The following is a 13,144-nucleotide window of genomic DNA, read 5'->3' as shown; positions in this document are numbered from 1 at the left end:
CGGCGCGGCACATGATCACCGCTCCCTCGACGGCGGCGTCGACGAGGCGGCGAGCCGCTGTCCGCGCTGCTCGGGCAGGCCGTGCCGGACGAAGAGGGCGGACGGCGCCTCCTGCCAGCGGGCGAACACGGCGGCCGCGAAGCGGGCGAGGTGCGGGGCATCATCGTTGCTCTCCACGGCCACCGCCACGATCGGGCAGCCGACCCGGAAGTCGCTCTCCACGAGGCGCTGGCGCCACAGCCCGAAGAACGCGTCGACCTCCTCCACGGGGTTGTCGGGCCACCGCCTCGTCGATCAGCTGCGTCCGGCCACCGGGGAAGTCGTGATAGACCGAGGCCCTGGGCACGCCGCTGTGTGCCAGGGCGCGGTCGATGCTCCTCGCGCTGGCGCCGTACACCCGCAACAGCTCCGCGGCGCTGAGCACCATCCGCTCACAGCTGTCGCTCATGCGGCCACCGGCCCGGCAGTGGCCCGGTACACGGCCGCGTGGTCGACTGTCGCACGACAGGGCATGGCGAGTTCCACCCTTCCTCGACTCGGCAACGAGGCGTCCCCAAAAGGGCTACCGGAAAGCAACTGATGGTCCATGGCATAGAACATGCAAGTGCCCACGGCGCACGGACGACCTTGAGTCGACCCCGTCGACCCTTGCGACGACGGGGACGGGCCCCGGCATCGAAATCACTGCGTCCACCCGGGCAGCGACGAAGACCCCGTGGCACGTGACGAAAGAAGCTCCCGGCACGCTGGGCCTTGAGGCCGAGGTGCGAGGAACGATGCCCTCAGGCGTCCGCACACCGAAGTCACCGGTGTCAGTACGTCGCCCGCCCGCCGCTGATGTCGTAGACCGCGCCGGTGGAGAAGCTGACCCGGGCCGAGGCGAGGAACACCACCAGTCGGCTTTGACAGCGGTCCGTGGCCGCACTTGGCGCCTTGAGTTCGTGATGACGTACACGAGGTCGAAGAACAGCTCGAACGTGGTGACGAGGCTGCCCACGGGCAGCGCGTGCCCGGCCATCGGCCGGTCCGGCTGTGGGTCCTGCCGGTCTGGCTGTCGGTCGTGCTGCTCGCTGTGTGCGACCACTGGCTGTTGCCCTCTGTCCCGTCTGCTGTCTGTCGCGTGCCTCTACTCCGGATCCACCGCCGGGGCCAGGCGCACCTCTTCCATGTCCAGTTGGGCCTGCACGCGCTGGAGTACGGCGTCGTCGATGCGGCGGGCATCGCGCAGACCGATGACGGCGGAGCGTTTGTGTTCCAGGAGGGCCAGGCGCAGGGCGGTGTGATGTTCGTGGTGACGTACGAGCGTGTCCGCGTCCGGGGTGTTCGTCGTCTCGGTGGCCCGGAGGGTGTTGAGGTGGGTCTCGTACTCGGCGCGCAGCCGCTCGGTGACCTCGGGGTCGGTGCCGAGATCGGCCGCCACTGCGGGCAGGGCGTCGAGTGCGGCCTCGGACGCCGTGGTCCGGGCGAGGGCGAGTTCACGGTCGGTCTGTGTCGTGGGGCAGTTGGGCCCAGCGGGCGACGGGCGGCAGGACCAGTGCCTGCACGACGAGGGTGGTCACGACGACGCCGGCGGTGACGAAGACGATGGTGTCGCGGTCGGGGAACGGCGCGCCGGAGTCGAGGGTGTAGGGCACGGACAGGGCGAGCGCCAGGGAGACCGCCCCGCGGAATCCGGCCAGGGCGCTGACCGCACGGGCCCGGTGCCCCATGCGGCGCTCGCGTTGCTGCGGGCGCCGGTCCAGCGCCCTGATCGTGTACACCGCGACGGACAGGAACAGCAGCCGTACGGCGACCAGCGTGCAGGAGACCACGGCCACCATCCAGAGGGCATCGGTCAGTGCGGTGCCCGACAGTTCGCGGATCGCTGCCTGGGCCTCGAGTCCGACCAGGACGAAGAGGGCTCCGTTGAGCAGGTACATCGCCGGCGACCAGAACGCCGTGGTCTGCCGCCGGGCTTCGGCTCGGCCCACGCTCGGCCCCACCTGGCTCATGACCAGGCCGCACACCACCACCGCGAGTACACCTGAGGCTTCGACAATTGACCATGGTGCCGTGCAGGCGCAGCATCCCGAGGTGGTCGGGAAGCGAAACCGGGGCGCTGACGGTGTTCAGGATGATGTGCAAGGTGTTGGCCAGCTCGGTGAACGCCGACCCGTCGCCGGTCACGGCGTAGTGGTCGGCACCCAGGGCCGCGGCGGCCTCGCGCTTACTGGCGGACTGGGACAGGACGGTCACGTCGGCGCCCATGGCCTTGGCCATCTTCACGCAGTTGCCCGTCAGGCAGTACTGCTCCTGGCCTGCCCGGCAGTTGTCGCAGGTCCGGCAGGAGTTGACCATGCAGCCGATGCCGACGAGGTCGCCGACCTGGTGCCGGGTGACGTCGCGGCCGGTCTCGGTGACCCGGCCGACGATCTCGTGGCCGGGGACGAGCGGGCTGACGGCCAGCGGGCCGAACGTGCCGTCGACGTAGTTCATGTCGGAGTGGCAGATCCCGCAGTAGAGGATGTCGAGCTTGACGTCGTGCGGGCCGACGTCGCGGCGCTCGATGGTGACGGGGACCAGCGGCTTGCCCGCTTCGTGGGTGCCGAACGCGTTGACGGTAGTGGTCATGGTGGTTCCTGGGTGCAGGTGGGCGGTGTTGTCAGGCTTCGGGGATGGCGCGGCCGTAGGCGGCGAGGGTGACGTTCTCGGGTTCGGGGCCGCCGCGGCGGCTGGTCTCCAGCGTGTCGAGGGCGGTCATCTCGTCGGCGGTGAGGGCGAAGTCGAAGACGTCGATGTTCTCGGCGATGCGGTGGGGCTTGGTGGACTTGGGGATGACCGAGCGGCCCTGCTGGAGGCCCCAACGCAGCAGTACCTGAGCGGGGCTCTTGCCGTGGGCGGCGGCGATCTGGGTGACGGCCGGGTCCTGAAGGACGCTTCGGCGGTCCTCGCCATAGCCGGGGTAGAAGGTGATCCCGCCGATCGGGGACCACGCCTGGTTGAGGATGTGGTGCCTGTCGTCGAAGTCGAGGACGTCGCGCTGCTGGAAGTAGGGGTGGATCTCCAACTGGTTGACCGCCGGGACGACGGAGGTGGCATCCAGCAGTGCGGTCAGGTGGTCGACCATGAAGTTGCTGACGCCGATGGCGCGGACACGGCCGTCGGCCAGGAGCTTCTCCAGCGCCCGGTAGGCGGCCAGGGTCTTGTCGAAGTCGGAGGGCAGGGCCTGGTGGAGGATGAGCAGGTCGATCTGGTCGAGGCCGAGCTTGGCGGCGCTCTTGTCGAAGCCGTGCAGGGTCTCGTGGTGGCCGTAGTCGCTGATCCAGATCTTGGTCTCGATGAAGATGTCCTCGCGCGGCACTCCGGAGTCGTGGATGGCCCGGCCGACCTCGCGTTCGTTGCCGTACGCGGCGGCGGTGTCGATGTGCCGGTAGCCCAGGTCGAGGGCCGCCCGGACGGCGGCGATGGTCTCGTCGGGCGGGGTCTGGAACACGCCGAGGCCCAGGGCGGGCATCTGTACGCCGTTGTTGAGGGTGAGGGTCTGCATCACAGAGACCTTTCGGTGCGGGTGGCGCGGGAGGGCACGATCAGGGTGAGAACGGCGGCGACCGCGAGCGCCAGCAGGACGGCGGAGCCGGTCAGGGCCGCGCCCGAGCGGGATGCGATGTCGGCGGTCGTGGAGCCGGTGGCGACGGTGGCCGCGGCGGCGGTGAGGCTGCTCAGGCTCAGCGCGCTGCCGATCTGGTGCACGGTGTTGACCAGGCCCGCCGCGGCACCGGCGTCCTCGGGGGCGACGCCGTCGACGCCGCTGGAGGTCATCGGGGCCAGCGCCAGGCCCTGCCCGACGCCGATCAGGATCATCGGCAGTGCCACGCCCGTGGCGTACGGGGTGTGCAGGCCGAGGCGGCTGAGCCACACCATGCCGGCCGCGGTCAACGCGACCCCGGCCAGGAGCACCAGGGGCCTGCGAGCCCGCTCCAGCAGGCGGGGCACCTGCACGGCGACGACGAAGTTGACCAGCGTCATCGGCAGGAAGGCTAGACCGGCCTGCAAGGGCGTCCAGTGGTACACGCTCTGCACGTACTGGGCGGTGAAGAAGAAGAACCCGATCATCGCGCCCATGTAGAGCATCCGCGCCAGGTAGGCGCCGCTGCGTTCCCGGGCGGCGAACAGCCGCAGTGGCACGATCGGCTGCGCGGCCCGCCGCTCCACCGCGACGAACAGGCCCAGCAGCACCAGACCGGCCATCAGTGGGCCCACCGTCGCCGGGGCGCTCCAGCCGAAGTCCGCGGCGTCCACGATGCCGAGGACCACAGCGGTCGATCCGAGGGTCGCGAGGAGCGCGCCGACCACGTCGAAGCCGCCGCGGCGGCGCTCGGTCTCGGACAGGTGCCGCACCGCGAGCCAGATCATCACGAGGCCGACCGGGACGTTGAGGAAGAAGCCGGCCCGCCACGAGACCAGGTCGGCGGCCAGTCCCCCGACCACCAGACCGAGCGAGGCACCGAGACCGGCGACCGCACTGTAGGCGGCCATCGCCCGGTTACGGGCCCCGCCCTCGGCGAAGCTGCGCGTGAGCAGGGACAGCGCGGAGGGGGCAAGCACCGCGGCGCCGACGCCCTGGAGGGCACGGGCGCCGATGAGCCACCCCTGGGTCTGCGCGGCGCCCACCAGGAGCGAGGCCAGCGAGAAGACGATCAGGGAGAGCACGAACATCCTGCGATGCCCGAACAGGTCACCGGCCCGCGCGCCCAGGAGCAGCAGTCCGCCGAAGACCAGCACGTAGGCGTTGGTGATCCAGGACAGTCCGGTCGCGGAGAACCCCATGGCCAACTGGATCTGCGGCAGCCCGGTGAAGACGATCGAGTTGTCGAGGATGACCATGAAGTAGCTGACGCAGATGATCGTGAGGATCAGCGTCGCGCGGGCCGGAGCGTCGGCGGTGGCCTTGGCGCTCTGGTCCGCCGCGTCTTCGGCTCGGGCGGCGGGTACGGGTGCGGTGCGCACGATGTCCCTTCGGGTCGGTGCAGAGTCGGGGTTCGTGGCCCCGGCCTCGGTCCTCTCCAGCAAAACGCGCGCGGGCCCGCAGGTGGGAGTCACTGCTGTTCCAGGTACTGGCAGTACCTCGCAGCCGTTCGCCAACCGGCCTACGGTGGAGAAACCGGCACAAGATCCACGCCGATCACCGAGGAGTACCCGTGTCCCTGCCCCCCGACAAGAAGAAACTGGCCGCCGACGTCAAGGAGTTCCTGAGCACCCGGCGGGCCCGCATCACCCCCGAACAGGCCGGGCTGCCGGTATACGGCGGCAACCGCCGCGTCGAGGGGCTGCGCCGCGAGGAGGTCGCGCTGCTCGCGGGCATGAGCGTGGACTACTACGTCCGTCTCGAACGCGGAAACCTCAGCGGCGCCTCCGACGCGGTCCTCGAATCCCTCGCACACGCACTGCAGCTCAACGAGGCCGAACGCACCCACCTCTACGACCTGGCCCGCGCCCAGACCCCGTCGGGCCGCCGCCCCGCGGTGACCGCGTCCCGGGTACGCCCCACGATCCTGCGCCTCCTCGACTCCATGGCCGGAGTACCGGCGTACGTACGCAACGCCCGCTTCGACATCGTGGCCAGCAACACGCTGGGCCGCGCCCTGTACGCACCGGTCTTCGACTCGCCCCTGTTCGCCCAGCGCGGGCCGGTCAACACCGCCCGCTACGTGTTCCTGGACCCCGCCAGCCAGGACTTCTGGGTCGACTGGACCAAGGGCGCCGACGACGCGGTCGCCTTCCTTCGCAACGAGACGGGCCGCGCCCCGCACGACAAGGCGCTGACCGACCTGATCGGTGAACTGACCACCAGGAGCGACGAGTTCGCCGAACGGTGGGCACGCCACGACGTCAAGTTCCACCGCTCCGGCCTGAAGAAGCTCCACCACCCCCTGGTCGGCGACCTCGCCCTGCCCTACGAGGCGATGGAACTGCCGTCCGACCCCGGCCTGCGCCTCAACTTCTACACCCCCGAACCCGACTCGGCGGAGCAGGAGGCACTCGGCCTCCTCGCCAGCTGGACAACCACCACCAGCACACCCGCCCCCGCCGGGAACGACTGACCCGACGTACGAGGAGAGACACTTCATGCAGTACCGACCGCTCGGCCGCACCGGTGTCCAGCTCAGCCCGCTGTGCCTGGGAGCCATGATGTTCGGCCCGTGGGGCAACGAGGACGAGGCCGACTCCCTCCGCATCATCCACCGCGCCCTCGACGCAGGCATCAACTTCGTCGACACCGCCGACGTGTACTCCGCCGGCGTCTCCGAGGAGATCGTCGGCAAGGCCCTCAAGGGCCGCCGCGACAGCGTCTTCCTGGCCACGAAGTTCTTCATGCCGATGGACCAGGACGACCCCAACCAGCGAGGCGGCTCCCGGCTCTGGATCACCCGCGCGGTCGAGAACTCCCTGCGGCGCCTGGGCACCGACCACATCGACCTCTACCAGGTCCACCGCCCCAGCCCCGACACCGACGTCGCAGAGACCCTCGGCGCCCTGTCCGACCTCGTCCACCAGGGCAAGGTCCGCTACATCGGCTCCTCGTCCTACTCCGGCTCCCAGATCGTGGAGGCCCAATGGGCTTCCCGGGAACGGCACTTGGAGCGGTTCGTCGCCGAACAGCCGCCGTACTCGCTCCTGGTCCGCGGCATTGAGGAGGACGTCCTGCCCACCGTGCGCCGTCATGGCATGGGCACCCTGACCTACAGTCCGCTCTCCGGCGGCTGGCTCTCGGGCCGCTACCGCAAGAACGCCGCCTCGGGGCCGGCCTCAGCCGCGCGCCCGCAGGCCCGTTTCGACATGAGCAGCCCGGCCAACCAGCGCAAGCTCGACGCCGTCGAACAGCTCACGCTCCTCGCGGAGAAGGCCGGCCTCACCCTGATCGAGCTGGCAGTCGCCTTCGTCATCAACCACCCCGGCGTCACCTCGGCGATCATCGGGCCGCGGACCATGGAGCAACTGGAGGCGTTCCTGCCCGCCGCCGACGTCACGCTGTCGTCCGACATCCTCGACGCCATCGACGAGATCGTCGCACCGGGCGTCACCGTCAACCCGGTCGACAACAGCTACGGCGACTTCGAACTGCGGGCCGACCAGCGGCGCCGCTGACATGAGCCGGGCCGGCCGGTCGCGGTCGGCCGAGCCGGAGCACCGTCACGGCCCACCGGCGAACAGCCGCCCCGCGCGCCGCGCCGGAGCAGGACCACAGGCTTCGATACGGGCGCGAACCCGCTCGGCGCTGCCCGCGCATCACGGGGCCCAGGTCAGGGCTGTGATGGTGCGGAGGTCCGACTGCGGCTGGGCTCACCCTTACCCCGCTCGTCATGCCCGCCGCAGCGAACGCCGTCCTGCCCGCCGCAGCAGCGCAAACTTTCCCCTCTCCTACGCGGTCGGCCGGATCCCGGTCGCCGAGGAGTCCCGTGTCGGTTACACCGCGACAAGTTCAAGCACTGGAACACCGGCCTGGACTCTGCGGACGGCTGCCACTCCCGCGCCGAGGTGCTCCTGGCCGAAGCGTCCGAGGCCCCGGCCGTGTCGCCCTGCTGCAAGCTGGCCGACGGCGAGTGGCTGTCGTACTACGACGAGCAGGAAGTCAGCGCCCCCGCCAAGCTCGACAGCGCCACATGGTCCCCCTCGCCGAGGCTTGGGATTCCGGCGCCTCCATGACCACAGACCCTCCCCCATCAAAGGCACCGACTCAACTGAAAACCGCGAGCTCCTCTACCCCCACGCCGTACCGCATCCCGCACTCCCCGTGTGATCGACTCCAGCAGCGTACGGAGGAACGGCCGATCACGTTCGGGCCGGCCGAGCCGTCGCCGGCGGCCCCCCTTCCAGAACGGCCCGCACCTCGATCACAGGGAGGTGTCCGGCCGCCTCGACCAGGGAGCCCGGCACCAGGGCCTCCGCCCGGAAATAGCTGAGGACCAGCTCCGCGACCTCCTCCGCAGCCGGTTCGTCCAGCGGGAGCGCGGCGCACGCCGCGAGGGCCTCGGTGCGCAGGCTGCGGTTCACCTCATGGACGGCGAGGAGCAGCAGCGGTCCGAGGTCGTCGGGCGTCAGTAAGCGGTGCGAGCGCGAGGCCACGGCTCAGCCCTCCGAAGGATCGGCCCCACCACTCACGGTAGCCCGGGAAGCCCTCCCCTGGCTTCTTGTACGTCGCCGTTCAGCCGCAGCACGTCTCCAACAGCCGCTGCCACACCTCACTGAACGTGCGTAAGCAGGCCCGCGCCCGAGACGCCCCCGAGGTCGTAGTCGACGGCGCCTACCCTACGGCTCCGTGGGAATCGGCAAGAGCGAGGCCACGGTAACCAGACGGTTCGCACTCTGCTGCGCCGCGTCGCTGAACTGCGACACCACTGCGCTCTCGCGACCGACGTCACCACCACGTCGGCGAGCGACCTGAACAGCATCTCCGGCAGGCAGGGCGGTACCTCGTTCACGGCTCCGCACCCTCACCCTGAAGGGCAGCAAGGCCCGCTGTTTTCGGGCAATTTCACGTTCGATTCCCCGAGGCTCCGGCATCACGGTAAGTGACTGCATCACACTAGTTGAGCCAGAGCCACCACTCATCGACATAGCCAGGGCCTCATCGCCGGCCGCAAGGACGCCTTCTTCACAGCCCGCGCCATCTTCCGGGACTGGTACGAACTGCACAAGGACGGTCACCCGGACGCGGACACCACCGGCAGGCCCTGCTCGGCGAACTCGTGGGCACCGCCGGAGCGGAACCGGCGCAGGGGCACACCCTGCTCCTGGACGACCAGCTCTGTTTCGCGCTGTACGCCGCCTCGCGCGCCGTCACGGCCCGCTACCGGCCCTGCTGGAGGAGCTGGGCCTGACCTATCCCCAGTACCTGGTCATGCTGGCCCTCTGGGAGCAGGACTCGATATCCGGGCGCGACCTGGGCGCCGCGCTCCAGCCGGAGTCCAGCACGCTCTCCCCGCTCCTGAAGCGCCTGGAGGCCGGCGGCCTGCTCCGCCGCGAACGCCGCCCGGACGACGAGCGTTCCGTCGCCATCCGCCTCACCGAGGCCGGGCCCGGCTGGAGGAGCGGGCCCGGACCGTACCGGTGGACATCGGCGCCGTGATGGGCCTGTCCCCCGAGCAGCACACCCTCACCCAGCAGTTGCTGCGCCTGCTCACCGCGAACGTCAGCCAGGGCCGAGCGGTGCCGGCCCCGGGGCGCCCGGCGCGCCCGGTCACCTCGTGTCCTGGCGCGCCGGCAGTGCACGGGCCAGCGCCAGGTCAGCGGGCCGCGCGCCGGTTCAGTGCGCCGCGTCGAGCCGGTGCCGTTGTTCGGCGGTCAGCTCCAGGTCCACGGCGGCGAGGTTCTCCTCCAGCTGCGCCACCGAGGAGACCCCCGCGAGCGGCACGATCGGGAGCGGGCCGCCCAACTGCCACGCCAGCACGACCTGGTTGACGGTCGCCCCGGTCTCCCGCGCCACCTCCCGCAGCACCTTCATCCGGGCCGGCGTGCCCGGGTGGTCGTAGTCGCGCTGAAGCTTCTCGGGGCGTACGTAGCCGCCGGTGAGCAGCGGCGAGTAGGCCACGAGGGTGAGGTCCGGCTCGGCCTCCAGGTAGCTCAGCAGTTCGGCGGTGGCCGCGCCGAGCGTGCCGTGCGCCCAGAGGGCGTTGGGGACGTCGGTCCGCGGCCGCAGATAGCTGTGGTGGTACTGGAGCACCTCGTAACCCGGCAGCCCCGCCGCGGCGGCGAGGGCGCGGGCCCGCTCCACGCGCCACATGGCGTGGTTGCTCACACCGAGCAGCCCGACCGTGCCCTCGGCGACGAGTTCCCCGAACGCCTCGACCGTCTCCCTCGGCGGAACCGTACGGTCCTCGATGTGCGCGTAGAGCAGGTCGAGCCGCTCCACCCCGAGGCGCTCCCGGCTGCGTTCCGCCGACTCCCGGATCACCTTCGCCGACAGGCCCTCGGCGTTGTCGACGTAGCTGGTGCCGGGGGCGAGGGGCCGGGCGCCGAGCTTGGTGGCGATGACAATCTCGGTGCCTATCCCCCGGCTGCGGCGCCACCGTCCGAGCAGTTCCTCACTCTGGCCGCCCTGACCGCCGTCGATCCAGAAGGCGTAGTTGTCGGACGTGTCGATGAAGGTGCCGCCGGCCTCGACGTAACGGTCGAGCACGGCCAACGACGTCTTCTCGTCCGTCCGTGAACCGAACAGCATCGCGCCGAGCGACAGCACGCTCACCTCACGACGGGTCCTCGGGTCACTGCCGATCATGCGGTATTTCATACCGATACCTCCCGTTGAGCCCGTTCGGCCCGTTCATCGGGCCTCGGGAGGGAGTCTTCAGGTTGGAGCGCGCGCGAAGTCAAGCGTGCGCGAAGCGAAGCGCGCCGGCGGGGCCGGGCCGGAAGCGGGGACCCTCCGCTGTGGCCGGGGCCGCTGGGGGCAAGGCCGACCCTTCGTGATTCATCCCACCTAAATGATCTGCCAGCGCTGTCGGCTACGGTGAAGGCATGTGTTGCTGCGCTGCCATGACCACCCGTACCGCCGCTTAGCGGCGGTACCCGCGGATGCCCATAACCGCGGCCTCGTTGCCGGCCCCGGCCGGGGCCAGCGCCACGACGTACCGCCGGATCAGTGTCCTGCCGGCAGCCACTCCCTTACTACTGTGCTGCCGGGCCATACTGCCTGATCAGGGAAGTCATGCCTCAGTCCCAGCGCTTCGATTCACAGCACAAAAGCCCATCCCCTTGCCCGCATGGAGCCAGCCCCGGCGTCGCCCAGGATCCGCCTGTCGCCACCCTGCTCCTGATGGTCGGGCTCCCCGGAGCCGGGAAGACCACCCGGGCCAAAGAGCTCGCCGCAACGCACCGGGCGCTGCGGCTGACCCCAGACGACTGGATGATCCCGCTGTTCGGCGACTCGATGGCCGACGGAAAGCGCTGGGTGCTCGAAGGGCGGCTCATCTCGGTCGCCCTTCAGGCGCTGCGGCTGGGGGCCAGCGTCGTGCTCGACTACGGGCTCTGGGGCCGCGATGAACGGTCGGCACTGCGCTGGCTGGCACGCTCGGCCGGGGCAGCATGTCAGGTGGTCTACGTGCCTGTGGACAGGGAGGTCCAGCTCGCCCGCATCGCGCACCGCCAGGCGACGACACCGCATCAGACGTTTCCCATGAGCGAGACCGACGTAGACCAATGGCGGGAGCAGTTCCAGGTGCCTGACGCCGCCGAACTCGCCGGGGGCGAGATCCCCACCCCGCCGGCGGGCTGGCCGGGTTGGCCGCAGTGGGCGGTAGACCACTGGCCCTCGTGCACCGACAGCTAAAACGCCGGGCCCCGGAGATAGATGATCTTTCCGGGGCCCGTGGTGTGTCCGGACGTGGGTCAGATCTCCCCGGCGGCCGTGGCAGTGGGCCAGTCGGCGGCTTAGGCGTCGGTCATCACTGGAATGGTCATCGTCCGTCAGGGGATTGCGCGGAGGGCGGGAGCGCCAGGTCGAGGAGTGCTTTGAGAAATTGGCGGTCGAGGCCGCTGTCGAGGTGGAGGGAGCGTCGTAGAAGGTCTCCGACGTCCTTGGGGTCGAGTCCGAAGCGCACAGGTGGACGCCGTCGATCAGCGCGATGAAGTCCCGCTCGCCCATGCTGCGACGTTTACCTCTGCCTGTTCGGTGGGTGCGCAGGCGGTGGCACAGCCGGGTCCGGGGACCGGGCCGCATGGCGATCATCCCTGCCACGGACAGTCGTCCCGAGCGTCGTCCGCTCACCGTCACCTGTGGGGTGGGGCCGCGCCGGCCCCAGGTGCTTCCCCTGGGCGGTCGGCGGGTGAAGCCTGCCTCGTCCTCGAAGCAGATGTAGCCCCCACAGAGCGCCCGGGCTCTTTTACCTCCGCCCAGGTCGCCTCCTTCCATGCGGTGACGGCCTGCTCGTCGCGCTCGGCGACCCGCCGCACGGGCACCTGCGGGCTGAAGCCGAGCCGGTGCATCAGCCTCGTCGCACCCGAGACGCTGTAGGAGACGTGGAACTTCCTGCCGATCAGCGTGGCCACCCTCGCCGCGGTCCACACCTGGTCCTCCGCCCAGCCGTGCGCGGCCGGACCCTGCTCGAGATACCCGGCGAGCTTTTCCAGACAGCGTGACGACAGGCGACACCGGCTCCCGCCCGGCCCTCGCGAAAGCAACTCGTCGGCACCGCCTTGCCGCCACAACTGCTGACACTGGTATGCCGACTTCACACTCACACACAGCTGCCGGGCCACCTCGGGCGGTTTGGCCTGCTGAGCGAACAGCTCCGCCGCCTGCATCCGCACCGCTTCCCGACGCCGCCGTGCCGCAGGCGTCAGCCCGCCCCCATCCGCGTATCTCAGACACCACGGACTACCGACAACACCACGCCCACATCAGCAAGTTCAGCAAACATCACCCTAACGAGCCGAGATCAGTAAAGGCATGACACAGCGTGTGGGACACGACGAGCGCGAGGGCCTGCGCGGAACACCGGCCGGCGTACCGGGCCGTGACGCCGTCCCTGGCAGGGGCGAGGCTGAATTTTTCGGTGTGGCGCTGGCGGCGGGCGCCTTCGTCCTGTGCGTCGTCCGCCCGGAGGTGACCCGAGCGCTGGAGCGCCACCTCGCCCTGCCCACCGCCGGACCCGGCCACTGACCCGGCACATACGCACGCCCCGGCACACGAAGAAGGGAATTCGGTGAACACCGCATCCGCCCCGACGACGGATGAGACGCCCCTTGGGCGGGAGCACCCGTAGGGGACCTCCTCGCCGGCCCGCTCCGAGTCCGGTCTGCGGAACTGCGCCGACGCCGACGATTCCTGCGCGCCACCGCCAGGTCATACCCTCCGTCGAACACCGCTCCCACAAGAGCCTGAACAACCGGGCGGAGAACAGCCACCAGCCCACCAGACAGCGTGAACGGGCGATGAAAAGCTTCCGCTCCGTGGGCGGGGCGCAGCGGTTTCTGTCCGCGCTCAGCGGCATCTCACCCCACTTCCCGCCCCGCCGCCATCTGGGTTCGACCGCCGTACCCACCAGCACCAGCACGGTGAGCGCGATCAGGATCCCGGCGTCAGGGCGGGGCTGGACGCGAAACGGCCTGCGCCTGAGTCGCGGGCCACGCCAAGTCCTGCGCTGCGGCCAGGTGGGAGCAGCGGTTG

General features: G+C 70.2%; 12 protein-coding genes and 4 pseudogenes. 7 read left to right on the top strand and 9 right to left on the bottom strand.

The genetic code is table 11. From position 1 onward, the window contains the following. Positions 1-15 precede the first annotated feature (15 nt). From HW837_RS49430 to HW837_RS45985, 6 genes and pseudogenes are all read right to left on the bottom strand, one after another. Positions 16-267 carry an LmrA/YxaF family transcription factor gene (locus tag HW837_RS49430; protein WP_234442859.1) on the bottom strand — a complete coding sequence of 84 codons (252 nt, stop codon included), beginning with the start codon at positions 265-267 and terminating at the stop codon, positions 16-18. 859 nt (positions 268-1,126) lie between these two features. Beyond that, a complete protein-coding gene (locus HW837_RS49425) occupies positions 1,127-1,420 on the bottom strand; it encodes a hypothetical protein (RefSeq protein ID WP_052683200.1) in 294 nt (97 codons plus the stop codon). A 55-nt stretch (positions 1,421-1,475) separates the two neighbouring features. Further along, on the bottom strand, positions 1,476-1,991 hold the full coding sequence (locus HW837_RS49420; protein WP_237270692.1) for a cation:proton antiporter domain-containing protein: 516 nt from the start codon (positions 1,989-1,991) through the stop codon (positions 1,476-1,478). A 106-nt stretch (positions 1,992-2,097) separates the two neighbouring features. Next, positions 2,098-2,475, bottom strand: a pseudogene (locus HW837_RS45995) (alcohol dehydrogenase catalytic domain-containing protein); the annotation flags it as partial. A 166-nt stretch (positions 2,476-2,641) separates the two neighbouring features. Continuing rightward, entirely contained in the window at positions 2,642-3,526 is an 885-nt protein-coding gene (locus tag HW837_RS45990; RefSeq protein ID WP_045563349.1) for an aldo/keto reductase, read from the bottom strand. Next, a complete protein-coding gene (locus HW837_RS45985) occupies positions 3,526-4,986 on the bottom strand; it encodes an MFS transporter (protein ID WP_234442857.1) in 1,461 nt (486 codons plus the stop codon). Before HW837_RS45985 ends, HW837_RS45990 begins: the two co-directional genes overlap by 1 nt. A gap of 191 nt (positions 4,987-5,177) precedes the next feature. On the opposite strand from HW837_RS45985, the gene HW837_RS45980 reads away from it, so the two are divergent. The 3 genes from HW837_RS45980 to HW837_RS50540 all read left to right on the top strand — a co-directional run bounded on the left by HW837_RS45980 (position 5,178) and on the right by HW837_RS50540 (position 7,683). Continuing rightward, positions 5,178-6,080 carry a helix-turn-helix transcriptional regulator gene (locus tag HW837_RS45980; protein WP_234442856.1) on the top strand — a complete coding sequence of 301 codons (903 nt, stop codon included), beginning with the start codon at positions 5,178-5,180 and terminating at the stop codon, positions 6,078-6,080. A 25-nt stretch (positions 6,081-6,105) separates the two neighbouring features. Further along, positions 6,106-7,125: an aldo/keto reductase gene (locus HW837_RS45975; protein ID WP_045563348.1), complete on the top strand. Its 1,020-nt coding sequence runs from the start codon at positions 6,106-6,108 to the stop codon at positions 7,123-7,125. Positions 7,126-7,515: 390 nt separating this feature from the next. After that, positions 7,516-7,683: a hypothetical protein gene (locus HW837_RS50540; RefSeq protein ID WP_159041007.1), complete on the top strand. Its 168-nt coding sequence runs from the start codon at positions 7,516-7,518 to the stop codon at positions 7,681-7,683. A 126-nt stretch (positions 7,684-7,809) separates the two neighbouring features. Here HW837_RS50540 and HW837_RS45965 read toward each other — a convergent pair whose 3' ends face one another. Beyond that, a complete protein-coding gene (locus tag HW837_RS45965; RefSeq protein WP_193381958.1) occupies positions 7,810-8,103 on the bottom strand; it encodes a hypothetical protein in 294 nt (97 codons plus the stop codon). Positions 8,104-8,765: 662 nt separating this feature from the next. Here HW837_RS45965 and HW837_RS45960 point away from each other — a divergent pair. Further along, a pseudogene (locus tag HW837_RS45960) lies at positions 8,766-9,177 on the top strand (MarR family winged helix-turn-helix transcriptional regulator); the annotation flags it as partial. Positions 9,178-9,283: 106 nt separating this feature from the next. On the opposite strand, the gene HW837_RS45955 reads toward HW837_RS45960, so the two are convergent. Beyond that, positions 9,284-10,267, bottom strand: coding sequence for an aldo/keto reductase (locus HW837_RS45955; protein ID WP_193381957.1), 984 nt, complete (start codon positions 10,265-10,267; stop codon positions 9,284-9,286). A gap of 525 nt (positions 10,268-10,792) precedes the next feature. Here HW837_RS45955 and HW837_RS45950 point away from each other — a divergent pair. Beyond that, the gene (locus tag HW837_RS45950; RefSeq protein ID WP_237270691.1) at positions 10,793-11,305 is read left to right on the top strand and encodes a P-loop nucleotide/nucleoside kinase family protein; all 513 of its coding nucleotides are present in this window, start codon (positions 10,793-10,795) and stop codon (positions 11,303-11,305) included. Between the two features lie 273 nt (positions 11,306-11,578). Here the strand turns inward: HW837_RS45950 and HW837_RS45945 are convergent. Then, a pseudogene (locus tag HW837_RS45945) lies at positions 11,579-12,342 on the bottom strand (winged helix-turn-helix domain-containing protein); the annotation flags it as partial. A gap of 82 nt (positions 12,343-12,424) precedes the next feature. On the opposite strand from HW837_RS45945, the gene HW837_RS45940 reads away from it, so the two are divergent. Together HW837_RS45940 and HW837_RS45935 are read left to right on the top strand one after the other, a co-directional pair. Further along, complete coding sequence (locus HW837_RS45940) at positions 12,425-12,637, top strand: hypothetical protein (RefSeq protein WP_159041009.1); 213 nt, start codon at positions 12,425-12,427, stop codon at positions 12,635-12,637. Positions 12,638-12,831: 194 nt separating this feature from the next. Beyond that, positions 12,832-12,954: pseudogene (locus tag HW837_RS45935) on the top strand (DDE-type integrase/transposase/recombinase); the annotation flags it as partial. Positions 12,955-13,144 lie beyond the last annotated feature (190 nt).

This window comes from Streptomyces caniscabiei (assembly GCF_014930365.1).
In the GTDB taxonomy this organism is placed as follows: Bacteria; Actinomycetota; Actinomycetes; order Streptomycetales; family Streptomycetaceae; genus Streptomyces; species Streptomyces caniscabiei.
The sequence above is the reverse complement of the archived record's forward strand: the minus strand, read 5'-3'. Positions and strand labels throughout refer to the sequence as shown.

What these genes read in the sequence shown, in the direction of transcription:
- HW837_RS49420 (WP_237270692.1), bottom strand. Translation starts at nt 1,991, where the DNA reads ATGAGCCAGGTGGGGCCGAGCGTGGGCCGAGCCGAAGCCCGGCGGCAG.
- HW837_RS45990 (WP_045563349.1), bottom strand. Translation starts at nt 3,526, where the DNA reads ATGCAGACCCTCACCCTCAACAACGGCGTACAGATGCCCGCCCTGGGC.
- HW837_RS45975 (WP_045563348.1), top strand. Translation starts at nt 6,106, where the DNA reads ATGCAGTACCGACCGCTCGGCCGCACCGGTGTCCAGCTCAGCCCGCTG.
- HW837_RS45955 (WP_193381957.1), bottom strand. Translation starts at nt 10,267, where the DNA reads ATGAAATACCGCATGATCGGCAGTGACCCGAGGACCCGTCGTGAGGTG.
- HW837_RS45950 (WP_237270691.1), top strand. Translation starts at nt 10,793, where the DNA reads ATGGTCGGGCTCCCCGGAGCCGGGAAGACCACCCGGGCCAAAGAGCTC.
- HW837_RS45940 (WP_159041009.1), top strand. Translation starts at nt 12,425, where the DNA reads ATGACACAGCGTGTGGGACACGACGAGCGCGAGGGCCTGCGCGGAACA.